Here is a 24,744-nt window from a genome sequence, read left to right as displayed (position 1 = left end):
ATATATCCAAAACTACATAGATGAGTTTGTTTATAAACTCAACAGAAGATATTTTGGGGAAAAATTGTTTGACCGTCTTATTGTTGCGGCAATTCAAACATACGTGTAAAGTTAGGGGGAGTCATATTTTATAATCTTTTGAAACACCTCGATACCCAAAAGTTATTCAATAATATTCCCTAGTAAAAAGAATTACAACCTCTATTAAGATAATGAACTAATCAGGATCTTAATAGGGGTTGTGTTTTTTGAATCATAAAATGTTTCTGATCATGCGCTAGTTAATCCCGAAAATCCGCAAGAGAATCTGATAATCGATTGATTTATAGTTACAATAGACCTGCCAGATTTTACTCGATTAATTCTAATTGCTAATTGGAAGTCAATAAAAACCTGAAAGGTCTTCGGATTTTAGTTAATCAGTAAATATGTTTCTGTAGAAATATTAATCTTCTTCAAAGGCTAAAATATCCCCTGGTTGGCAATCCAAGGCTTTGCATATTGCTTCCAAGGTTCCGAATCTGATTGCCTTGGCTTTTCCAGTTTTCAATATTGAAAGGTTGGATAAAGTGATGTCCACTTTTTCTGAGAGCTCGTTCAATGACATTTTTCGTTTTGCCATCATTACATCAAGGTTAACGATTATTGGCATGATTAGACAGTTAGTTCGTTTTCGTTTTGAATTTCCATTCCTCTTTTGAATACTTGCGCGATCGCAATGATAATGGCTCCCATGAAAAGGTATTCAAAGCCACCTACAAAGTAAACTTGATGGACAGGAGGGATGTCAAATGCTCTTTTGGCCAACCATTTATAATAGGATCCTGAAATGATAATCGTAATTCCTATCTGAAAGGCAACTGCACTTATGTTTGTGATGATCTTTGCTACTTCGGAACTAAATGGATGGACCAAATTGATTTTGAGAAATACACGGATGACCAGGAAAAAGAGGTATGCTTTAAGCCCTTCAATACATAACATCAAACTTACCACAGCTAAGTAGTGAGTATATGATTCGTTCAACAAGCCATAGAGGTTTAATCCTTCATAGAGATCCCTTGCTACAATAGGGTTATAGAGACTATATATCGAAGTGAACAGGAATGTACCAGCTTTTATACAAAGCCCAATAAATATTGCCCAAATTACAACTGTGATGAGCATTAGCCCAGGTTGATTGAGCCATTTTTCTTTCCACTGATTTTTTAGATTCATGACTTTGAAAATTTAATTTTCCAAATTTTGCTAAATATTTATTGATAAACAATAAAAAAATTATTTTTAACAATAAAAAATCATTGATGTATAAAGTTCAATCAAAAAAAATGCTCTTTCAAATTTTATTTCCTGTGTATTAGAAATGAAAATGAAAGAGCATTATCATTAAGAATTACTAAATGGGCTTCAGAATGTAGGAACCCTTAGCTTTTTAAACATCGATTCACTCGACGACTATTTCAAAGGCGGCAGTTAATAGCCAGGATTTTGAATTAAGTTTGGATTCGAAACCACCTGAATATCTGGGATCGGAAAGAGCTCTTTGTTGGTGTCATTTGAAGGGATGTGATCCCACCATGCTTCTGTGACAAACTTCCCGAATCTAATCAAATCAGTTCTTCTTTTTCCTTCGAAGATAAATTCTCTTCCTCTTTCTTCTAGAAGTTCATCCAGTGTCAAAGTAGCTGTAGTGTACATTTCGTTTGGCCAATCATCGGCTGAATATGCTCTACTTTTACTTTCATTGATCAAATCCACAGCCTCTTGAGTAGCATTGCCACCATTGATTCTCATGAGAGCTTCTGCCTTGTTAAAGTATATCTCAGTGAGTCTGTATATGATGTAATGATTTTCCCAATACCTTTCTTCTGTAGACCGTCCAGATCTGTACTTGTGGAATCTGGCCCCACTGTTTTCTTCACCACGAGTCATACCACCGGGTCCAGTTTCTCCTTCAGAGTTTCTTCTGATGTTGTTCACATATACAAGAGGTTGTCCTTCATATTCTTCAGTTCCGAGAATTGGTGCACCTGTATTAATGTTGGTCTGTGGACCGAAAAGAAACCATTCTTGTTTTCTCAAATCATTCTCTTGATACTTGTCAAAAGCTGATGGAATTACTACGAAGGCATTATTGCCACTATAGGTCACCCCAAGAGCGGGAGCCATGTTGCCATATCCAGCAAAGAAAGCTCCCCAGTTGAATGTAAATCCACCAATTCGAGAGAATGCAAATTGGAAGATGTTTTCTGGAGATTGATAGTTAGTATTATTGAATGGTCCAAGGATACTTGGGTCTAACCTCATAGGTCCATTTAATGATCCACCTTCACCATTTATAATTTTGTTGCTATACTCGAGGCTTTGTTGCCACATAGGTGTTCCTGCCCATTTTTCTGCATTTAGATATAGTTCTGAAAGCATAGCATAACCTGCGGCTTTAGAGACTCTTCCAAGAAGCGCTTGGGAGAGAGGTTGCAGTTGCTCAACATTTTCTTCTAATTCCTGACGTACAAATTCAAATACTTCAGCCCTAGGAGCAGTAGGAGGATTCACAGGTGTACCCACAGTAGTTACAATTGGCACATTACCCCAGATATCCATGATTCTCATGTAGTGATATGCTCTCATTACACGGATTTCAGATAAGATAGAAAGTCTTTCTTCTTCACTTATTCCAGCAGCTCCAAAATCTACAGATTCCATGTCTTCAAGTACAGCATTAACATATCCTAGACCGCTCCACATCAAAGACCACATATTTCTCATTCTTGGCTCTTGAGTAGTCCAGGTATGATAATGAAGTCTTATATGATCACCACCGTCAAAACCATGTCTGCCCTTTTGAGGCCAAGCTAGATAATCTGCTGCCATTTCTGAATGATAATAATATCCACTCTGACCTGTGGGTGCTAGCCAAGCTTGCATGTGAGTAAATGGCCTTAACACACCCTGCATGATTTCTACTCTGTTATTATAGAAATTATCTTTCGTTAGCTGATTGTATACTGTCTCATCCAAGTCAGTACAACTGACTGAAAATATTAACGTAAACAAAATCAGCCCAGTAATTTTATTTTTATATTGATTGAAGTTCATATTTTTTACATTTAAAAACCTAAGTTCAAGCCTATTGTATATGAATTGGTTCTTGGATAGAAACCACGATTGTCTATACCAGTGGTAAACCCTGTATCTTGAATCTCTGGGTCCAATCCACTGTAACCTGTGAAAGTCAATAAGTTTCTTCCAGTGACATATACCCTCAGGTTACGGATGTAATTGTTTGCTATATTGAAGTTGTAACCTAAAGTCACATTGTCTAATTTGACAAAATCACCTCTTTCTAAGTAATAATCAGAATATTGAGGATTGTCATTCAGCTCAGCGTGAGTCGTAATGGCTGAACGCAACAAGTTGTTAGGTAGCCATGCTTGATTTCCAAAGTATAGATCTTGAGTATTAAGGATATCAAACTTGAACTTTCCTCTGAAGAATAGTGTCAAGTCGAAATTCTTGTATCTGAATGAATTTGTCCATGAAGCCATGTATCTAGGTACACCGTTTCCGATGATGGTCAAGTCTTCTTCTGATATCTGAGAGGCAGGTACTACACTTCCATCAGCTTTGAAAAATTGCCACTGGCCACTGTCATTGAAGCCTGCAAATCTTTTTCCAAAGAAATTACCCACTGTTCCTCCTTCCACTAATCTAATGGCATTACCAAGATTCCCTGGTGAAGGAAGTCCTCCAAACTCAAGGAATGTAGCCGTATAGACATCGTTGGTAAGACTGGTGAGGGTATTGAACTGAGAGTTGGCAGCTACATCCATAGACCAGCTGAAATTGGTTTTTTTCATTACCATGCCACTCAAGAATAATTCTACCCCCCTGTTGTTAATAGTACCTACGTTGGTGTATAGTCTATCTCTAACAAATGGAGGCTGCTGAGCGATATAATTGTAAAGGAGGTCTACAGTGTTTCTGTTATAGACATCCAATGACCCAGTAATTCTGCTATTAAACAATGAAAAGTCCATACCGAAGTTCCATTCTTGCTTTTTCTCCCATCTCAGATCAGGATTAGGGTTACGTGCGGCACCGTAAGTCTGATAAAAAACACCTTCTTGAGGGTAAACACCACCTGTGCTCAATGTAACTAGAGATTGGTAGTTTGGAATACCTTGATTACCTGTGATTCCGTATCCTGCTCTTAATTTTAGGACATTGATCTGTGGAATTGCGTTCATAAAGCCTTCCTCGGCCAAATCCCACCCTGCAGATACTGCTGGGAAGTTTCCCCATTTGTTATTAGCTCCAAACCTAGAAGAGCCTTCTCTTCTCAAGGTGAATTGGGCAAAGTATCGGTCCTTAAATGTATAACTGGCTCGTCCAAAGAATGCAATTAGCGTGTTGTCTTCTTTACCACTACCCATTCCAGGTCTTGGAAGTAGCGTGTTGTTTATCGCACTACCAGCACCTAGATTCCAATCAAGAAACGCATCTGTTGTGAACCCACTATTGTTTACACTAAATGATTCCCAAGTGAAATACTGGAAGCTGTAACCACCAATGAAGTCTAGTCTATGGTCTCCAAATACTTTTTTGTAGTCTATTGTAGTCTCGAGTGTATTATTCCAGTCTAAGTAATTACTTTTTGAAGCATATCCAGTTCCTTGATACTGAGAGTTTGGTCTCTGATCAAAGTCAGTCATCGCCCTATACTGCCTATCATTGTAAGTATTTCTTTGATGGGCAAGGAAAGTAGCTATGTTCAGTCCTTCAAGGATTTCAAAAGTAACTTTGCCATCTACAGAGAAAGTGTGCTGATTTCTTTCATTGATTCTGTTGACATGTCTTGAAAGTGGGTTGTAATTATTAAACGCCTCAGTTTCTACAAATGATCCATCAGGATTGAAAATTGGGGCGGTTGGATTTCTTTGAATGGCTTGCTCAAAGTCACCACCGCCACCACCTAGTAGATTTGCTTTGTTAAAATTGGTTGCAACATTGGTTTGTAGCAGAAGTCTGTTGTTTAGGCCTCTATGGTTGAGGTTTATTCTACCACCTATTTGTTGTCTGGAGTTTTCTTTGGCAATACCTACAGCATCATTGAAGTAGAGGGACACCCTATAGTTTGAGTTGCCTGTTCCTCCTGATGCAGCAAGGTTGTGGTATTGACTGAGATTGTTTCTATTGATAAGCTCTTCATATAGATCAGTTGAGCTACCAAGGTCATTGACTTCTCCAATTTTTCCTTGTGCTATCAACTCTCGGTACTCTGCTGCGGTCAAGAAGTCTGGTTTTCTATCAATCACTTCTCTTTGGAAATAATTGGAATACTCAAAAGTAGGTTCCCCAGACTTCCCTTTCTTGGTTGTGATAAGGATGACACCGTTGTTTCCTCTAGTTCCATAGATTGCAGCTGCTGAACCATCTTTTAGTACATCAAATGATTCTATATCATCTTGTTGAAGAAGATCGAGATTTCCCCCTGGAATACCATCAATAACAATTAGAGGTTGAAGATTACCTGTAAGTGAAGATACGCCTCTAAGCTGTATGGCTGCTCCAGAGTTAGGGTTATTGCCATCAGTTCTAGTAATACTCAATCCTGCTACTTTTCCTTGGATAAGGTCTAATGGTGATCTTACACCACCTTGGTTAAAGTCCTCCACACTTACAGTTGCTACAGAAGATGTGATTTCTTTACGCCTCTGGGTTCCATAACCAATGACTACGAATTCATCCAGATTTTGTGAATCTGTCTGCATACGAATATTCATTATTGTTTGAGAATCGACTGATCTCTCTGTTGAAACCATTCCTACAAAACTAAACTGTAGGATAGCATTAGATGAACTGACATTGATGTTGAAGCTTCCGTCAATATCAGTTACTGTACCATTACTCGTACCTTTCTCAACTACTGATACTCCTGGTAAGGATTCTCCTGTATCATCCGTCACGATTCCACGAACAGCCACTCCTGATTGAGCTATTGCTGTGGAGGTGATTAGGAAGAAAAGTAAAGAAGCTAAGATTTTAGTAAATTTTTTTTCAAATGGTATGTTTTTGTAATTGAGTTCAAATTTTTTCATATAATCAATTTGCTAGGGTAAGTTTGTTTGTCAATTGTCATCAAAACGGTATTGTACCATTTCGGGAAAAGATTGTTGTTCATAGGCATCTTTTGGTTTTATGTTGATTTATATTTTTGAATTTGATTTGTTTACAACAGAATAATTCTGTCGATTCTTCAAAAAAAAGATAGGGCAATTAATTAAAATGAAATTTTAAATTAAAATGAGGGTTAATTGAAAATTAATCGTGCTAAATCGATAAATTTATCGAAGAAAAGCCCCAACTTTTGGGACAAAATAGAAGAAAATTAGTAAATGTTTATTAGTTGATTTCGCTTTAGGATTACCCAATTAAAAAATGATTTTGAATGGCATGAAAAGTATAAGTATTACTACTTGTCTATTATTTGTATTATTTCAACAAACTTTTGGTTTAAGTTCTATAAAGAGTGGACTGAGTTTTTATTCGCATGAAGTGAATCAAGATCTCAGGACATCCCTCAATCTTACTCCCAAGTCACCATTTGATTTCAGTGATGGATTTTCGATGGAGTTTGAGGCACAGTTTCGAAATGGTGATGGTTACTTTGGATTTGTCTATCGCGTAATTGCAGATGATAAGTACAACCTTGATTTGGTAGCTAATCTTAATACCCAAAAAACTGCATTTTGGCTAGTCTCGAAAGATTCAATTTTAACTGGTTTTACATGGGATGAGCTTGGAGGAGAAAATTATGAGGATTGGTTAAAAATCAAACTAGAAGTCAACCCTTTCAGCAATATAGTGAGTTTGATTATCAATGATGTGAGAAAAAATGGCAGTTTAAATATCCCTCAAAATTCGCTATCACAAACAAATGTCTTTTTTGGTGCTCATAAAACACCTCATTTTGTATCCACAGATGTTGCACCAATGAAAGTCAGAGATATCCATTTTAAAAATTTCAGCAATCAAAGTTTGGCATACTGGAAGTTAGAAAGGCATAGACATAATCAGGTATATGATGAAATAGCTTCAATGGTTGCTGAAGTTAAAAACCCCAATTGGGATATTGATTCCCATGTAAATTGGAAAGAAGTTTTCGACTTAAGCGTCTCAAATAAACTTGGTACGGCGATAAATTATGAAGAATCCAAACTATTTGTAATCACGAGAGATGAACTATTAACCTATGATATGAATAACTCAACCGTTATTCGGAACTTTTTTGAAGGAGGCAGTCCGTATGATTGTAGGCTTAATTCTTTCGTTTATGATCAGAAGCAAAATGTAATCATTTCTTATGCTTTTGATTACGGAGAGCCTAGTATTCTTGATTTGCGAACAATGAAGTGGAGTATTACCGCTGATACATGTGATTTACCAAAATATTGGCATCACAATAGGGTTTATAAAGACAATGTGATTTATACATTCGCAGGTTATGGATTATACACATTTCGTAACGACCTCAAAAAGCTTAATATAGAAGATCAAAAATGGACGACTATTCACGATTCTCCCCATATTTCACCTAGATATTTGTCTTCTTTAGGGTCTACTGATGATGGAGAGGTTTTTATATTCGGAGGCTATGGAAGTAAGTCTGGTGGACAGCATTTGGACCCACATTATTATTATGATTTAAACAAAGTAAATCTTCAAACTGGTGAAGTAGAAAAGTATTGGGATAAGACTAGACAATATTCACATCATTTCGTTCCTGTTGCTTCCATGGTGCCTACTGAGCATGGGGATGGCTTTTACACATTGATTTATGACAATTCAAAGTTTGAAACAAGTTTAAGTTTGGCGAAAATTAACTTTGAAAATAGTGATTTTAAGATTTTCTCAGATTCTATTCCATATTTTTTTAGGGATATTGAATCTTGGAGTGATTTATATTATTTTGAAAACAAACAAAGACTTGTTGCTTTAATTACAACGGAAGACCAAGTTACTGTTAGTGAACTCGCTTATCCTCCATTGTTACCATTGGATACTTTTCAGAAGCTTCCAAGTAGAGGCTTGTCCTTTTCTGATAAATTTATTCCGAGCCTACTATTATTTTTATTCATACTTATTTGTTTGGTTTTATACTTTTTAATAAAAAAATATTGGTTAAAACAAAAGATTGTCGAAGAGAACAAAATAGAAAAAGAGATACTTGAACCAATATTTGTACGCCCCAAAAGATCAGCAATTTTCTTTCTGGGAGGATTTCAAGCTTTTGACAAAGAAGGCAAAAATTTAACTGCTGAGTTTACACCTACTTTGAGACAATTGTTTCTGATCATCTATTTTTACTCTTCTAATAACGATAAGGGGGTATCCTCATCAAAACTAAATGAGCTAATATGGCCTGACAAGTCAGATTCAAGTGCAAAAAATAATAGGAATGTAAACATAAGTAAGTTGAGGCTAGTGTTGGAAAAAATTGGTGATGTCAGAATTGATAATGATGCTTCATATTGGAAAATCACTATTGGAGAAGGTGTATATGATGATTTTCAAGAACTGCAACGGTTGATTATTGATATTCAATCAGAAACGTCTCATTTTAAGGTTGGTAAGTTAATCAATATGTTAGCTATTGGAGAACTTTGCCCAAACATTCAGACTGAATGGATGGATTGTTTTAAAGTTAAGTTTTCTAACCTTGCAATTGACACTTTGTTCCAATTTGTTCATCAAAATGTAGTCTCAGAAACAGATCTTGCTTTACGCCTATCTATAGCTGAAGCTATTTTGATTCACGATATTCTTAATGAAGATGCTATAAAATTGAAATGCCAAGTATTATTTCAAATGGGTAAAAAAGCTATGGCAATTCAAGCATTTGAGAAATTTTCTAAAGAATATGAACGCATGATCGGAGCACCTCTTCATATGAAGCTAAGTGGTGTTTACAAATGAAAGGTTGAAATACAATTTTTAGTATTTTACATGATATGTTGATTTCAAACATTCAACTAACATAAGTTAAATGTTTGAAATCCACAGTTTAAGTTGTTAGATAGGGCTTGCCCACCTGCTTGACACAAGTATTCACGAACTGCCCAATCATGAAAACACTTTATTGGATTTGTTAAATGTGTCATTTACAGGTATTCACATTTTGCATAGTTCAATACCTTGATTGACTGATGTGATTCAGTGCATTCACCAAGTAAGCAAATGGAGCATTCCAATTGATAGCAATCTCATTGGATGCATAAGAACAGGCCTCGTCTACGTAGGACTCATCTGGAATGTCACTTGGATAATCACAATCATCTTGTTGACCTGGGTTAGGTCCTCCAGCAAGAAATCCTGGTAGAGGCGCTTTTTCTGGTTCTGCTTCTGCGAGTCTATGATGAGGTCTTAATGGGCTGAGGTGACCAAAACCTGTTACAAAACTATAGCCTGTAGCATTGATGCCTAGAAGATAGTTTAAATTACCATGAGCTGTCAGTAAGTAGTTCTGATCATTAGTGAGTTTGTAAGCGTACAACAATGCTATTCCTTGATTACACACAACGGCATTACTCCCCCATACAAAATCTTTAACAGATGAGCCCATACTTGTCAAGTATGGATTTTCCTTTGAAAAGGTCACATAATGATCCGCCTTTTCAATCAGTTTTTCTTTGATAGCATTCATTAGCTCCATGTCGAGTTGCGGTAAATCATGCTCGTATCTAAGTAAACTGTAATAACCTAACCAATTGACTTTGTTCCAGCTCGGGAGATCAAAATCTTCTGGGGTAACTAAAAAGTCTAAATACTTAGAATCTTGCGTACTGATATAAAGCTCTGAGGCTGCCCATAACCATTCATCTTTTAAACTTTCATCTCCATAGGCACCTGTTTGAATCTCAGGTTTATGTGTTTTATTGATTTCATCTTGCCTGTATGGGATCTCTGGGTTGGCTTTTGCCCATTCCCATGCTTTAATACTGGCTTCCAGGTATGATTCTGCAAATTCTGGATTAAAGCTTTTTAAAACACGAGAAGCTTGAGCCATTACCGCAGCAAAATCCAAAGTAGCAGCAGTTCCTTTTGCTACTACATAACGTTTGTTGGTGGCATTTTCTGGAAGTACCATGCCTTCGAACTTTGCTGTAGTAAGTTTATGATAAACACCTCCATCTGCTGGATCTTGCATGGTAGCCATCCATTCTAAGTTCCAAAGCAATTCATTCACAAGATCTGGGATAGTATCTTCAGATTCTGGAATATCCAAGTACATAGTCGTAATCAAATCAGGGTGATCTTCTATCAAAGAAAGTAAGGTTCCCATGGTGATACCACTATTGACAATATATTTATTGTAATCACCTGCATCATACCAGCCTTTAGGAGAGCTGATTATAGTACCTTCAGGTCTTAGGCTGCTTGCTGCTGATGAATGTATGTAAACTTTATCATCTGGATGCCCCATGTCCCGTGACCAAATACCTGCATATTCTTCTGGTAAAGCTGTAGATGCTCGCTGAAAATAAAATGCTTTAATACTTGCCTTACCCACGGCATCATAGATATTAGGTTCTATGATGAATGGAGCTGAATATCCAAGTCCTTCTACAAAGACACTGTATTTTCCTTCTTGATGAAAGGCTGAAAAATCGGCTTTTTTGAGTAATTTATCAGAAAATGGACTTTTGATTGAAGTCCCAATTTCCCCTGTATAAACTTCAGCATTCGTATTAAGATCAATCAAACGGAAGGACGCTGCGCTAATTTCTTCGCTTATTAGTGCTACTTTTTGACCTTCTGGAAGGTAACCTATTTGATTTACTCGTATAGAAACATTGATTTGATCATGGGTTGGACTGTGTTTGTTTTGACAAGCCGAAGTGAAAATCAAAAACATAAAGAATGCCGCAAGCTTAGTCTTTTGCATAGTATTGAGGTTATGGTTATAACAGGTTAATTAGAGCGATTTGATAATCAGGGGATAATCAGTATTGAAATTAAGGAAATTAATGTTCTTCCACAATTTTTGTCAATGCACTAGAGTCTATAATTTCCATTATGTTTCTCTTCAATCAATAATAGCTTCAATTCCACCCGAAAGGCTATAGATTTTTCCTTGATAATTTTTGCTCATATAACTAGCCGCAGACTTACTTCTTGTACCGTGCTGACAATAAAACATGATAGATTTTCCACTAGGTATGTCCTTGATTTTCTGTGGTAAAATATTCAATGGAATATTCACTCCACCTAAGTTTTGTTCTTCATGGTCTCCAAGCTCTCTTACATCAATTAGTAGCCATTCATCAGACATGTTTTTTTGCATCCCTAGAAAAGTCTCTGCGTCCATTTCACTGAAGGTGCTTACATTTTCCATTTTTTCAAAAATGGTTGGGTTGTGATTTTTTTTCTGGATTTTAAAAATATGGTGTTGATTGTGGAGTGTATTAATTACAAGAAGTTTACCTGAAAGTGTTTCGCCAAGTTTACAAATTACTTTAATGGCTTCATTGGCCATGTACATGCCTATCAGTCCTGGTAATATTCCTAAGACCCCAATGTCAGAACAATTGGGGACTTCATCAGGCGCTGGGGGTTCTGGAAAGAGATCCCTATACTGAGGTCCATCTTGATAATTGAACACAGCTATTTGTCCTTCAAACTTTAAAATAGACCCAAAAATCAAAGGTATTCCTAAAGATACACAGGTGTCATTGACAAGGTAGCGGGTAGGGAAGTTGTCCGAGCCATCGATTACGAGATCATAGTTTTCAAATATAGCTTTTGCGTTGTCATGTGCTAACCTTAGCTCAAAGCTGTCTATTTTTACAAATGGATTAAGCATGTTTAGTTTTTCAGCAGCAGTTGGTGCTTTTGGCTTGCCTAGGTCATTAGAATTGTAAAGGATTTGTCGGTGTAGGTTACTTATTGATACCGTATCATTGTCCACTATTCCGATATTTCCCACTCCAGAAGCTGCTAAATATTGTAATATAGGACAACCAAGTCCACCAGCCCCTATTACAAGTACTTTGGCTTTTTTTAAAAGTGACTGCCCTTCCAGTCCAATTTCAGGTAGCATGATCTGCCTACTATACCTTTTCGATTCTAAATTTTCCATCGTTAATAAGTTTTAAGACTCAAAACATTATCCCAATCTTTCCAAACAGGCTCGTACCCCTGAGACCTGATCAAGTCAGCTATTTGTGCAGGACTTCGTTCATCAGAAATCTCGAATTGCTCAAGCGTCTCAGGCTCTACAGCGTACCCTCCAGGATTCGTTTTGGACCCAGCACTCATGGACGTGATGCCAAGTTTGAGTACATTATTCCTGAATTTTTCAGATTCTCTAGTTGAAAGTGAAAGCTCAACTTCTTCATTGAAGATACGATAAGCACATATCAACTGCAGCAATTCACGGTCACTCATGTCTACTTTGGGCTCTAGTCCACCAGAGAATGGACGAAGCCTAGGGAATGAAATGCTGTACTTGCTTTGCCAGTAAGTCCGTTCAAGATAAGATAGGTGTAGGGCTGTGAAAAAGGAGTCCGTTCTCCAATCTTCAAGCCCGATCAAAACCCCAAGTCCCATTTTGTGTATCTTTGCTCTTCCTAACCTGTCTGGTGTCTCTAATCGGTAGTCAAAATTCGATTTTTTACCTTTGGGGTGATGTTTTTTATAATCTTCTCTATGGTATGTTTCCTGATAGACTAGTACTGCATGTAAACCATATGGTGTCAATGTCTCATATTCTTCTTGGTCAAGAGGCTGCACTTCCATAGATACATTGGAGAAATAAGGGCTGATCAATGCTATGGCTTTTTTGAAATAGTCCACATGCACTGATTGGTTAGCTTCTCCAGTCACCAAGAGGACATGGTCATAGCCCATGCTTTTGATAGCTTCTACTTCTTGGAGGATTTCCTTTTCATTAAGGGTTTTTCTTCGGACTTTGTTGTCAAAGCTAAAGCCACAGTAGGTGCAGATATTATTGCATTCATTGGAAAGATAGAGTGGAGCAAAGAGCTGGATAGTATTTCCAAATCTCTTGAGGCTTATTTGCTGACTTAGCTGTGCCATTTCTTCTAAAAATGGCTCGGCAGCCGGAGAAATTAAGGCCTTAAAATCTTCAAGATTCCTTTTGGTCTTTTGCAAAGCATGAAGTACGTCAGCCTCAGTCTTGCTGTAGATACTTGCCTTTACTTTATCCCAATCGTATGAGTTGAATACGTCTTTGAAACTAGTCATCTAAAAAGGAGGTTAAGGGACTACTTGCTAAGGCACCAGTATGTTGAGGTGCCAGTTTGGCTTCAAATGCCATTCTGCCTGCTTCTACGGCCAGTTTGAATGCTAAACCCATAGCTACTGGATCAGGAGATACAGCGATTGCAGTATTGACTAAGACCGCATCTGCACCTATTTCCATTGCCTTTGCAGCATCAGAAGGAGCTCCTATTCCAGCGTCTACGACTACAGGTACATTACTTTGCTCAATGATGATTTCGAGAAAATCTATCGTTTTCAAACCTTTGTTGCTACCTATGGGTGATCCAAGTGGCATCACCGCAGAAGTGCCTGCCTCTTCTAATCTTTTGCACAGTACTGGATCAGCATGAATATATGGAAGTACGATAAACCCTAATTTTGCTAGTTCTTCGGTTGCTTTGAGCGTTTCGATTGGATCGGGCATCAAATATTTAGGGTCTGGATGAATTTCAAGTTTGATCAAATCAGTCTCTAATGCTTCACGAGCAAGTTGAGCGGCAAATACCGCTTCCTTGGCATTCCTAACACCAGATGTATTTGGTAATAACTTGATGTGTGGATGATTGAGTTTTAGTAAAAGGTTGTCTTGAAATTGATTCTTCAAATCTACCCTTTTCAATGCCACAGTGACCAATTCGGATGCTGATGCCAAGACAGATTCTTCCATTAATGCGGAAGAACTGTATTTCCCGGTACCCGTGAAGAGCCTAGATTCAAAAGTGAACTTTCCTATTTTTAGCATTTCTATAATTTTTTTTCAATTTCTTCTATTTTCAGCTTTGGTTTTTCGGCATGGTTGATATCACTTGAGATCGCCACTCCATGAATTCCCGTTTGCATTAATTCGTCGAGATCTGTGGATTTTATTCCTCCTACAGCGATGATTGGAATGTTGATTTGAAGTTTTTCTACTTCCTGAATGATACTTTGATACCCTACGAATCCTAAGATTGGACTTAGCTTTGCTTTGGTTTCTGTAAACCTAAAAGGACCCAGCCCAATATAATCAGGTACATCTTTGGCATGTTGAGTAATATGCTCAATGGTGTTTGCTGTAGCTCCTATGATCTTATCGAATCCGAGTAGTTTTCTTGCTTCAGATACTTTCATGTCCTCCAGTCCCAAATGCACACCGTCTGCATCTACTGCTTTGGCGATTTTCACATGATCATTGATGATAAGTTTTGCCTCATGAATCACACACATGGCTTTTGCATCTTTGGCAATGGCAAGCAATTCCTCTTCTGGAATGTCTTTTACTCTCAGCTGTATCCATTTGCAACCACCCAAAAGTGCATTTTCTATGGCTTCTTGGTGAGTTTTGAATGGTTTTACTTGAGAAATGTACTGGAGTTTAGAGATGTTTTTAGTCGGTATCATATAATTGTTGGTTAGTTTTATGGTGATTCATTAGGTCGTTGTGCATTGGTTTTATTGCCAGAACCTGAAATTTCAAAATTGAAATGTAGTTCACAGCAAGATGATTTGGGTTCTCTTGATCAGGTACTTCACTTTAATTACTCTTGGCATGCTTCCAGAAGTCTCTCGAAGATGCTAGCTCTTTCAATAGCCTCATTTTCCCAAATAGCTCCCAATACTGCAACGCCATGAAAACTCATGGATTTCACACAGTTGATATTTGATTGATTGATTCCACCTAGTGCGATTACCTTAGTATTTATCAAATGATTGGCCAATTTGAAGTCTTTACTCACTTTACTTTTGTAATCCTTCTTAGAAATGCTGTCAAAAACAGGTCCGAAGAAAGTGTATTTGAAATTGTTCAGTAAATTCAAATCCTCTTGATTGTGTGCTGATGTGGACAAGATGAAGCCACTTGCTTTTAAGTGAATAATCTGCTTTGCATCAGTGTTTTTTCTATGAGATTCTGTGAAATGTAGTCTTCGAATATCAAACTCTTTTGACAAGTAATGATGGTGATGAATTGCTATTTGAGTGTGATATTTTGAATCGATATTTGATATCAACTTAGCGGTTTCTTCAAAGCTCCAATCGGGTTTTCTCAAATGGAATACTCCCATACCTGCTTCAAAAAGCTCATTGATACCTTTGGCCTCTTGTGGCACAGGTAGGGGAGAGGAGATGATGATTAGTTCCAAATTATAAATAGATTTCGCTTCCTTTTTCTGTAAACTCTTTCGCTTTTTCCTTTAATCCTTTCTCTAATGCCTCAGATTCGTCAAGGTTGTTTTCAGAAGCATATTTTCTAACGTCTTGAGTGATCTTCATAGAGCAGAAGTTAGGACCACACATGGAGCAGAAATGTGCGATTTTTGCACCTTCAGCTGGGAGGGTTTCGTCATGAAATGATTTGGCCGTATCCGGATCAAGAGATAAATTGAACTGATCTTCCCACCTGAATTCAAATCTTGCCTTGCTCAAAGCATTGTCTCTGTATTGGGCACCAGGGTGTCCTTTTGCAAGATCTGCTACATGAGCGGCGATTTTGTAAGTAATCACACCATCTTTCACATCTTTTTTGTTGGGAAGTCCTAGGTGCTCTTTTGGAGTGACATAGCAAAGCATGGCCGTTCCATACCAACCGATCATCGCTGCACCGATAGCTGATGTGATGTGATCATATCCAGGTGCGATATCAGTGGTCAATGGACCCAAAGTATAGAATGGAGCTTCCCCACAATGTGCGAGTTGCTTTTCCATGTTTTCTTTGATCAAATGCATAGGTACGTGACCAGGCCCTTCGATGATGGTTTGGACATCATGCTTCCAAGCGATCTTTGTAAGCTCACCCAAGGTCTCCAATTCACCGAATTGTGCTGCATCATTGGCATCGGCAATGCTTCCAGGTCTCAGGCCGTCTCCTAAGGAGAAGGTGACATTATAAGCTTTCATGATTTCACATATTTCCTCAAAATGCGTGTAAAGGAAATTTTCTTTGTGATGAGCAAGACACCACTTTGCCATGATAGATCCACCTCTGGATACAATTCCTGTAGTTCTTTTGGCCGTAAGTGGGACATAGCGCAAAAGTACGCCTGCGTGGATGGTGAAATAGTCCACTCCTTGCTCTGCTTGCTCGATCAATGTGTCTCTAAATAGCTCCCAAGTCAAATCTTCTGCTTTCCCATTTACTTTTTCCAGCGCTTGATAAATAGGAACAGTTCCTATGGGCACAGGAGAATTTCTGATAACCCACTCTCTGGTTTCGTGAATGTTCTTCCCGGTAGATAAGTCCATAATGGTGTCTGCTCCCCATCGACAAGCCCAGACAGCTTTTTCTACTTCCTCTTCAATGTTTGAGCTTACGGCAGAGTTCCCAATGTTGGCATTGATCTTTACTAGAAAGTTTCGTCCTATGATCATAGGTTCTACTTCTGGATGATTGATATTAGCTGGGATCACCGCTCTTCCAAGTGCTATTTCTTGTCTTACAAACTCTGGAGTGATGTGACCCTTAGGAGTATTGGCGCCAAAGCTATGCCCATCATGCTGATGGAGTAGTCCTTTGTTGTTTACATCGTTTTTTGCAATTTCTGCAATTCTTTGATTTTCTCTGATAGCAACATATTCCATCTCAGGTGTAATGATCCCTTGCTTGGCATAGTGCATTTGAGAAACATTCTTCCCTTTAAGTGCTCTGAGAGGTTTTCTAAGGTTGGGGAACCGTATGGCATCCAAGTCTTGATCATTTTTTCTTTGTAATCCATACTCGGAGCTGATTTCATCCAAGTACCCAACATCAGCTCTTTGAAGAATCCATTTCTCAAAATTTCTTGGTAAGCCTTGTTCCAGATTGACTTGATATGATGGATCCGTGTATGGACCACTCGTATCATATACAGTCACGGATGGGTTTGCTGTAGGCTTCATCCCTTTGATATGTGGTTGGGTGTCATGAAGTGAGATTTCTCTCATAGGAACTTTGATGTCATGCAGCGTCCCGTCGAGATAGACTTTTTTTGATGCTGGAAATGGTGCTGTTGAAATCACTTGATTGTCGGGAGTTTTTTCTGCTGTCTTCATTGGTTTGTTAGTTTATAATTTGACCAGCTAATTTTCATTTTAAGAAAATCAGAGGGTTGTGGTGTTGAAAATGAGTAATTTAACTACTTAGTAAAGGAGGGTAGGGGCTCAGCCTCCTTGGGTAGCCTTTATAAGGATAATCGCATCGCCAGGAGAAATTGCAGTGCTGTTCCATTCAGATTTTGGAATCACTGTTTGATTGATGGCGATTGCTATACCTTTGGATGATTGATTGAGGTGATCTTGTAGCAATTGGGTGATTGTACAAGCTTCTGCGGTGTGAATTGGTTCACTGTTTACGGTAAAGTCCATTCTTGAAATTATTAGATGCAACATATAACTTCAGGAGTGGGCCGCTGCTGCGGATCAAAAAACAAGCATGAAGGACCTTTTGCAAGGCCCAAACATTGTTTCACTTTTCCCTTCGGCAGTACTAACTGCATCAGGTTCGTAGGGTATGATCTCAGTCCGGAATGGACACCCCTAAAGTCTACTCAAACCTAGAGAAAACATTTAGCAAATGCAAATTTGAATGATAATTAGAGCGTGGAGAAAGGAAATGAGGATGAATGCTATGACCCTAATATTTACAATCCATGTCGTTTAGATAAGGCTTGTGAGATTTTTTATTCAAAAATTGAGCTAGATTTCACTTGGTGAAAAAGTAGTTAAGATGTTTGATTAGGGTAGGTCATTTTATTAAAAAAAATACTTAATATACAGTTTGCAATCCGAACCTAGAACCTTACCCTGGTGCTTTTGTGATAATTTGGAAAAGGAGAAAGTGAAATAAGAAAGGTAAAGTGAAAATCTAAAATCCTCATTATTTCATGTAGCGAATTCACTACAATTTTTCCTCCTTTATCCATTTTATTCTTAGTTTAAAACCCACCACCTAATGCTCTATATAAATTTACTTTGGCATTGAGCTGAAGGAGTTTGATTTCTAAAAGTTCCATATTTGCTTCTAGTGCCTCTCTTTGAGTAAGTAGTACTTCCATATAATCCGCTCTTGCTGCATTGAAGAGGTTGTTTGAAATAGAGGTGGATTTATTCAATAAAGCAACCTCTTGAGATTTTACTTCGAAACTTTTATTGTAATTGTCTACCTTATTTAGCTGGTTTACAACATCTAGGTAGGCCTGTAAAATGGTACGTTCATATTCATATATAGCCTGAATCTGTTTTGCATTAGCATTATAGTAGGTAGCTTTGATGGCATTTCGATTGACCAATGGAGCCATTAAATCTCCAGCAAGCCCATACAGTATTGAGGCAGGATTTATAAGATAAGTAGGATTGAAAGATTGGAATCCAATTCCAGACCTAATTCCAAAAGAGGGATAGAAGTTGGCTTTGGCTACCTTTACATCTAGTTTTGAAGCTGCTAGTCGCAGGGTGGCTTGCCGAATATCTGGACGATGTTCAAGCAAATCTGAGGGTAGACCGCTTTCGACTTGAGGGGTGTCGGTGTTCATGAATTTTGACGAGTTTCTGTTTATTGGTTGAGGAAACCTACCGACTAAGAAATTGATTTCATTCTCTGTTTCTATAATCTTTTGTTGTACTTCGTATTGAAGATTCATGGTGTTGAGTACTTGAGCTTCGAAGCGATTCACTGCAAGTTGAGTTACCTTGGCAGCTTCTTTTTGTTGTTGGATCACTTGAAAAACATTGGATTGAAGCTGCACACTGTTATTGATAGTCTCTAGCATATTGTCCAGCGCCATCAATTCATAATAAGATTGAGCGATCTCTGAGACAATGTTGGTGATCAGGAAATTTTTACCCTCTACAGTAGCCAAATACTTGGTCGCAGCAGCCTTCTTTGCGTTACGCAATTTCTTCCACACATCTACTTCCCAGGAAGCATAAGCTCCAAACATGAAATCAGGAACTGGCTCAGGAAAATGTACACCTGGCCTTACTTCCAAATGATGCTCAACAGCTCCTTGAGGAGTATAGCGAGCAGCTTTATCAAAACCGGCACCTGCACGAAGGCTGACAAACGGTAAATATTCACCTTTACGAGCTCTAATTTCATTTTGATCTATAAAGATGTCTTGCAGCACGATATTGAGTTCTTGGTTGTTGCTGAGAGCTTCATGGATGAGCAATGATAAATTTGGATCGTCGAAATAAGACTCCCAATTTATGGAATTAGGCGTGTTTGATGTAGAAGATTCATTTGTTACTCCATAATTTGCAGGAGTCTCATTATTCTCTGTTTTGGAAGGTAAGTCCAAACTCTGACAGCCAGAGAATGCTAATAAGTTTATTTGAAGGAACGTTATTCCAATAGTCAGCTTAAGCTTCATGATTGCTTTTTTTAAAGTTGGTGTTTTTGAGGGCGAGTTTGAGGGCATGGAATTTCTTTCTCCATTTGCTCGCTTCATTGGAAGAGACAAAATCTTCACTCAGAGGATTGTGGTCTTCGTCTCTGATGAGCTTACGACCGTCGGCAATACTACCAAAGATGTAATACAGTCCAGGAACGAGAATTACACCAAATAGTGTCCCGAAAAACATCCCTCCAAGAGCAGATGCTCCTAAGGTTTTGTTACCTACTGCACCTGCGCCAGTAGCCATCACCAAAGGGATCAATCCTGCCATAAATGCAAAGGAAGTCATGAGAATAGGTCTGAACCTAACCTTGGCTCCAGCTATAGCTGCATCAAAAACACTTGCCCCTTCTAATCGCTTCTGAATCGAGAACTCCACAATCAAAATGGCATTTTTTCCCAATAGACCCACAAGCATGATAAGGCCTATTTGGGCATAAATATCATTGGCCAAACCCATGGTTTTCAATAAAAGGAATGATCCAAATACCCCCAATGGGAGAGAGAATACCACAGCTAGCGGAATGATAAAGCTTTCGTACTGAGCAGCAAGTACTAAGTAGACGAATATCAAGACGACAGCGAAAATGTATATGGCTTCATTTCCTCTTCGTGATTCATCATAAGATAGTCCTTCCCATGCTATGTCATAGCCGTTAGGAAGGGTTTGTTTAGCAACCTCGGTGATTGCTTTGATGGCTTCTCCTGAGGTATAACCTTCAGCAGGTACGCCTCTTATGGATGATGAGGTGTACAAATTGAACCTCGTGATTTCATTGGGGCCATGTTTTTTTTCCATTCGCATAAATGCAGCGTAAGGGACCATCTCTCCATGTTCACTTTTGATATATAGATCAAGAATGTCTTTAGGGAGTTTTCTGTATTCCGGAGCAGCTTGTGTGTACACTTTATAGAAAGTATTGAATCTCACAAACCCTTGCTCATATGTACTACCTATCAAAACATCCAGATTTTCCATTGCTTTGCCTATGGATACACCTTTTTGCATCGCTAACTCATTATCAATGATCAGGTCAAACTGAGGGTAATTAGCTGCATAGAAAGTGAAAAGCCCAGACAATTCTGGTCGCTTGTTCAGCGCATCCATGAATTCGGTATTGACCTGATCAAACTCCTGATAGTCAACCGTACTGTTTTTGTCAATCATTCTCAAAGAGAAACCATCGGATGATCCATATCCTGGCACAGCTGGTGGTTCAAAATACTCAATAACAGCACCAAGATTGGCTGTTTTTTCTTCTAATTCTTCTATGATTTCTGAGACATTATGGTGACGTTCAGACCAGTCCTTAAGGTTGATCATACATGTGCCCGCATTAGATCCGCGACCTTCTGTGAGGATTTCGTAACCTGCTAGTGATGATACAGATTGTATGTCATCTATCTCCTCGGCTATGGATTGAAGTTGTCTTGATACTTCATTGGTGACTTCTAATGTAGAGCCGGGAGGAGTCTGGATGATGGCATAGATTTGTCCTTGGTCTTCATTCGGAATAAAACCTGTCGGAAGTGCACCACTTACTGCAAATGTTCCAAAACCAAATGCCAAAAGCACAGCATAAGTGACTACCCTTCTATTGACAATCATAAGTAGGAGCGAGGTGTATTTGTCAGTAAGCTTGTCAAATTTTCCATTGAACCAATTGATAAAGCGGGTCACAGGGGAAAGGTGCTTCTCCTTACCATGATGGCTTTTCAAAATCATAGCACATAGCACTGGTGTCAATGTCAAAGCAACTACGCCGGATAGTACAATAGCACTAGCCATGGTAATTGCAAATTGTCTGTAAAAAACACCAACAGGACCAGTCATAAATGCTACTGGTACAAAGACAGCTGTCATCACTAGGGTAATGGCAATGATGGCACCGCTGATCTCTCCAAGGACTTTTTTTACTGCATAGAAAGGAGACAGGTTCTCTTCACTCATTTTGGCATGTACTGCTTCGACTACTACAATGGCATCATCTACTACAATACCAATAGCCAGAACCAAGGCAAATAAGGTGATCAAATTGATGCTAAGTCCAAACACCTGCATAAAGAAGAATGCCCCAATCAATGAAACAGGCACTGCGATCAAGGGAATCAAGGTGGACCTCCAATCACCCAAGAATAAAAACACTACTATAGCCACCAGAATAAATGCTTCGACTAAAGTGTGAAGAACTTTGTCGATGGAAGCATTGACAAACTTGGAAACGTCATAGTTGATTTCATAAGCCATACCTGGAGGGAAATCTGCTTCCATATCTGTGAGTTTTTCCTTTACCAAACCGATCAGTTCACTGGCATTGCTTCCAAAGTTTTGCTTCAGTACAATAGATGCAGCTGGGTAGCCGTCTTTATTTGAATAAATATCAAAAAATTCACTACCAAGCTCTACTTCTGCAAGGTCCTTAAGCTTAAGAATTTCACCATCGGGGTTGGCTTTTATGATGATTTGTTCATATTCCTCTGGTTTATTGAATCTTCCAGAGTAAGTCAAAACATATTCCAAAGATTGAGCAGTCTTTCCAGAAGCCTGCCCTAACCTTCCAGGTCTACCAATTACACTTTGTTCATCTATCGCATTTAGGATTTCCTCAGTGGAAATATTGTATGCTCGCATCCTGTCTGGTTTCAGCCAAACCCTCATGGCATATTGCCTACTTCCAAGTATTTGTGCTCTGCCCATGCCACTGATTCGCTGAAGCTCTGGAAGCAAATGGACGCTGGCATAGTTATAAAGGAATTTTTCATCAGCATTTTTGTCCGTACTGTACAAGTTGACATACATCAGCATGCTTGGTTGGATCGGTGTGATCACGACACCTTCTCGCTGCACAAGTGGTGGTAGATTGTTCATCACTTGATCTACCCTTGTCTTTACATTGACGACTGCTGCATTGGGATCTACATCGGGTTCGAAGATAATCTGAATGGTGGCCTCACCTGCGCTAGTAGCATCAGAAGTGATGTACTGCATGCCTTGGACACCATTGATAGCTCGTTCTAATGGGATCAAGGTAGTATTCACGAGCACTTCGGCACTTGCACCGGGATAGGCAATAAAAATATTAACCCTAGGAGGTGCGATTTCGGGAAACTGAGATATTGGTCGCGAGAGGATTGCAAGTATGCCCAGAAATATGATAGCTATCGAAATGGTAATCGATAGCACTGGTCTTTGAATGAATTTACTAAACATGTGATTTTCTTTTAGAAAGTTCTCGCTTTATTCAGCATGCAGCTTATCTAGACCAGAAATGATCTCTGAAACATTCAAAAACTCCGCATTGATTTTTTGCTTGTTCCTGACTTTTCTAAGTCCCTCTACCAATATCTTTTCTCCATCATGAAGTCCCTCTGAAATTACAAAGAGATGAGGGAGTTCTTGTGCAACTTTGATTTCCCTACTTTCTAAAATATTATCCTTTCCTAAGACATATACATATTTCTTATCCAAGATTTCAAAAGTTGCTTTTTGAGGAATAATTAATGCTTGATGTAAGGGAGTAGGGAGCATGATATTCCCAGTTTCTCCATGTCTGAGTAGACCTTTTGGGTTTGGGAATGTAGCCCTGAAGGCAATGTTGCCATTTTCATTGTTGAATACAGCTTCGATGGTCTCTACGATGCCTTTTTGATCAAATAGCTTTTGATTGGCAAGTTTCAATCTTACATCACTTTGATAATTCAGTGCATCGTTGTCGCTTAAATCTAAGTAGGCAGCTTCTGGCACATTGAAATAGACCCACATTTTCTCATTATCAGATAAGGTAGAAAGCAATTCACCCTCATCGAGGAGACTTCCTTGTCGTACATGAAACCTCCCCACTATTCCGTCAAAAGGAGCTCTGATTTCAGTGAATCCCAAGTGCGTACTGGCGAGGTTAAGTTCTGCTTGAGCTTTTTCAAGTTTGGCTTTGACCAATGCAAGTTCACTTTTGGATACAATGTTGCTATCAGCTAGACTTTTTGTGTTTTCGTACTCAATATGTGCATAGCTGACTTCAGCATTGGCTTTGCTCACTTCTGCTTGATAGATTAGAGGCATTACTTGAAAAAGCAGCTGACCTTTTTTTACAGCTTGACCTTCGTCCACATATATTTTTTGCAAGTAACCTCTTTCAAGAGCTCTTAGCTCAATATGCTGATATGAATTGACCTGAGCCACATAGTCTTGATAGATGAGGGTGTCTTTAACCAAAGGGCTGGTTACTTGCAAAGTAAGTATTTCTTTTTCATGATGCTTTTTGCTTTGGCATCCTGTCCATTGTAGCATACAGATGATGCCAATGAGAATTGTTGATAATTTCATGTTGTATTAGATTTGTAAAAATTCCAGAATAGGAGATAGGTGCTAGAGGCTTGAAAACCTAAAGCATAGACGATTCAGCCAAAGTGCTAGACTTTAGCTCGATCGTATTTATAAAAAAATCAGGCTATGAAACTTCTCCAGGCGTGGAAAAGGATAAACAAAGGGATTGTTTCTCTGTGAAGTTGAGATATTGTCAGATAATCTACCGATAGATCATCTTTGTAGTAGATTTTGCTGTTGAGTTTTTGAAATACTTGAATGCATTCAATTTCAAGTTCATTTTCTCCTTCTTTTTCATCAGAATCCTCTGATTCTTCAGGTAATGATTCTGGTAATTTTTCTGAGAATGGTGTATGATCAAGGCCATGTATCGCACTTTGGTCTTGAGCAAGTTCTGTAGTGGATAGGCTTTCTGATAGTCTCGCTGAGCTTGCTGATTCAATGCCCTTGTCTGCAAAGCTATAAGAGAATAGTCCAAAAAATAAAGCAAATGTCCATACCAATGCCATTAGGTTTTTAGAAAAGGAAAATGGCTTGATATTTTTCATATTAAGGAATATGGTTTTGACCTCAAAATCTCAGCAAATGTAGCGTAATTCTTAATTTTTTTGCAAGGAATTCTAACAAATTCTCTATCATGTTTTAATATCATTTCTTAAAAATATGATTATACGCTACTTTGCCAGTAAGGCTGAACTGACGCAATAACAAGTCTATCAAATAGTTTTTCTCCAAAATATCTTCTGTTTAGCCTATAACAGAACTCATCGAGGTAGTTTTGGATAT

17 protein-coding genes, 2 pseudogenes and 1 riboswitch are annotated in these 24,744 nt (G+C 38.4%); of the genes and pseudogenes, 2 read left to right on the top strand and 17 right to left on the bottom strand.

Annotated elements, in window-relative coordinates:
- A pseudogene (locus MM239_RS17655) lies at nucleotides 1-109 on the top strand (IS1595 family transposase); the annotation flags it as partial.
- A 336-nt stretch (nucleotides 110-445) separates the two neighbouring features.
- On the opposite strand, the gene MM239_RS17650 reads toward MM239_RS17655, so the two are convergent.
- The 4 genes from MM239_RS17650 to MM239_RS17635 form a co-directional block, all read right to left on the bottom strand.
- Complete coding sequence (locus tag MM239_RS17650) at nucleotides 446-652, bottom strand: helix-turn-helix domain-containing protein (protein WP_241349570.1); 207 nt, start codon at nucleotides 650-652, stop codon at nucleotides 446-448.
- Between the two features lie 2 nt (nucleotides 653-654).
- On the bottom strand, nucleotides 655-1,218 hold the full coding sequence (locus tag MM239_RS17645; protein WP_241349569.1) for a DUF2975 domain-containing protein: 564 nt from the start codon (nucleotides 1,216-1,218) through the stop codon (nucleotides 655-657).
- Nucleotides 1,219-1,473: 255 nt separating this feature from the next.
- The gene (locus MM239_RS17640; protein WP_241349568.1) at nucleotides 1,474-3,099 is read right to left on the bottom strand and encodes a RagB/SusD family nutrient uptake outer membrane protein; all 1,626 of its coding nucleotides are present in this window, start codon (nucleotides 3,097-3,099) and stop codon (nucleotides 1,474-1,476) included.
- 11 nt (nucleotides 3,100-3,110) lie between these two features.
- A complete protein-coding gene (locus MM239_RS17635; RefSeq protein WP_241349567.1) occupies nucleotides 3,111-6,101 on the bottom strand; it encodes a SusC/RagA family TonB-linked outer membrane protein in 2,991 nt (996 codons plus the stop codon).
- A gap of 355 nt (nucleotides 6,102-6,456) precedes the next feature.
- On the opposite strand from MM239_RS17635, the gene MM239_RS17630 reads away from it, so the two are divergent.
- Nucleotides 6,457-8,979: a Kelch repeat-containing protein gene (locus tag MM239_RS17630; protein ID WP_241349566.1), complete on the top strand. Its 2,523-nt coding sequence runs from the start codon at nucleotides 6,457-6,459 to the stop codon at nucleotides 8,977-8,979.
- 211 nt (nucleotides 8,980-9,190) lie between these two features.
- Here MM239_RS17630 and MM239_RS17625 read toward each other — a convergent pair whose 3' ends face one another.
- From MM239_RS17625 to MM239_RS17565, 13 genes and pseudogenes are all read right to left on the bottom strand, one after another.
- Nucleotides 9,191-10,948, bottom strand: coding sequence for a glycoside hydrolase family 9 protein (locus MM239_RS17625; protein WP_241349565.1), 1,758 nt, complete (start codon nucleotides 10,946-10,948; stop codon nucleotides 9,191-9,193).
- Nucleotides 10,949-11,089: 141 nt separating this feature from the next.
- On the bottom strand, nucleotides 11,090-12,142 hold the full coding sequence (gene moeB / locus MM239_RS17620; protein WP_241349564.1) for a HesA/MoeB/ThiF family protein: 1,053 nt from the start codon (nucleotides 12,140-12,142) through the stop codon (nucleotides 11,090-11,092).
- Nucleotides 12,143-12,144: 2 nt separating this feature from the next.
- A complete protein-coding gene (thiH, locus tag MM239_RS17615) occupies nucleotides 12,145-13,269 on the bottom strand; it encodes a 2-iminoacetate synthase ThiH (RefSeq protein ID WP_241349563.1) in 1,125 nt (374 codons plus the stop codon).
- Nucleotides 13,262-14,029 carry a thiazole synthase gene (locus MM239_RS17610; RefSeq protein ID WP_241349562.1) on the bottom strand — a complete coding sequence of 256 codons (768 nt, stop codon included), beginning with the start codon at nucleotides 14,027-14,029 and terminating at the stop codon, nucleotides 13,262-13,264. Before MM239_RS17610 ends, thiH begins: the two co-directional genes overlap by 8 nt.
- A 2-nt stretch (nucleotides 14,030-14,031) precedes the next feature.
- Complete coding sequence (locus MM239_RS17605; RefSeq protein WP_241349561.1) at nucleotides 14,032-14,667, bottom strand: thiamine phosphate synthase; 636 nt, start codon at nucleotides 14,665-14,667, stop codon at nucleotides 14,032-14,034.
- A 137-nt stretch (nucleotides 14,668-14,804) separates the two neighbouring features.
- The gene (locus MM239_RS17600) at nucleotides 14,805-15,407 is read right to left on the bottom strand and encodes a thiamine phosphate synthase (protein WP_241349560.1); all 603 of its coding nucleotides are present in this window, start codon (nucleotides 15,405-15,407) and stop codon (nucleotides 14,805-14,807) included.
- Between the two features lies 1 nt (nucleotide 15,408).
- Nucleotides 15,409-17,292 (bottom strand): phosphomethylpyrimidine synthase ThiC, encoded by a 1,884-nt coding sequence (thiC, locus tag MM239_RS17595; protein WP_241349559.1) that lies wholly within the window; start codon nucleotides 17,290-17,292, stop codon nucleotides 15,409-15,411.
- A 108-nt stretch (nucleotides 17,293-17,400) separates the two neighbouring features.
- On the bottom strand, nucleotides 17,401-17,604 hold the full coding sequence (gene thiS, locus MM239_RS17590; protein WP_241349558.1) for a sulfur carrier protein ThiS: 204 nt from the start codon (nucleotides 17,602-17,604) through the stop codon (nucleotides 17,401-17,403).
- A gap of 90 nt (nucleotides 17,605-17,694) precedes the next feature.
- Nucleotides 17,695-17,787, bottom strand: a riboswitch (TPP riboswitch).
- Nucleotides 17,788-18,173: 386 nt separating this feature from the next.
- Nucleotides 18,174-19,610, bottom strand: a complete 1,437-nt coding sequence (locus tag MM239_RS17585) for a TolC family protein (RefSeq protein ID WP_241349557.1) — start codon at nucleotides 19,608-19,610, stop codon at nucleotides 18,174-18,176.
- Complete coding sequence (locus tag MM239_RS17580; RefSeq protein ID WP_241349556.1) at nucleotides 19,600-22,845, bottom strand: efflux RND transporter permease subunit; 3,246 nt, start codon at nucleotides 22,843-22,845, stop codon at nucleotides 19,600-19,602. Before MM239_RS17580 ends, MM239_RS17585 begins: the two co-directional genes overlap by 11 nt.
- A gap of 27 nt (nucleotides 22,846-22,872) precedes the next feature.
- On the bottom strand, nucleotides 22,873-23,958 hold the full coding sequence (locus MM239_RS17575; RefSeq protein WP_241349555.1) for an efflux RND transporter periplasmic adaptor subunit: 1,086 nt from the start codon (nucleotides 23,956-23,958) through the stop codon (nucleotides 22,873-22,875).
- Between the two features lie 119 nt (nucleotides 23,959-24,077).
- Nucleotides 24,078-24,506, bottom strand: a complete 429-nt coding sequence (locus MM239_RS17570) for a hypothetical protein (RefSeq protein ID WP_241349554.1) — start codon at nucleotides 24,504-24,506, stop codon at nucleotides 24,078-24,080.
- Nucleotides 24,507-24,625: 119 nt separating this feature from the next.
- Nucleotides 24,626-24,744: pseudogene (locus tag MM239_RS17565) on the bottom strand (IS1595 family transposase); the annotation flags it as partial.

Source organism: Belliella filtrata (assembly GCF_022549775.1).
GTDB lineage: Bacteria > Bacteroidota > Bacteroidia > Cytophagales > Cyclobacteriaceae > Belliella > Belliella filtrata.
This window is presented reverse-complemented; position numbering and strand designations above follow the sequence as displayed.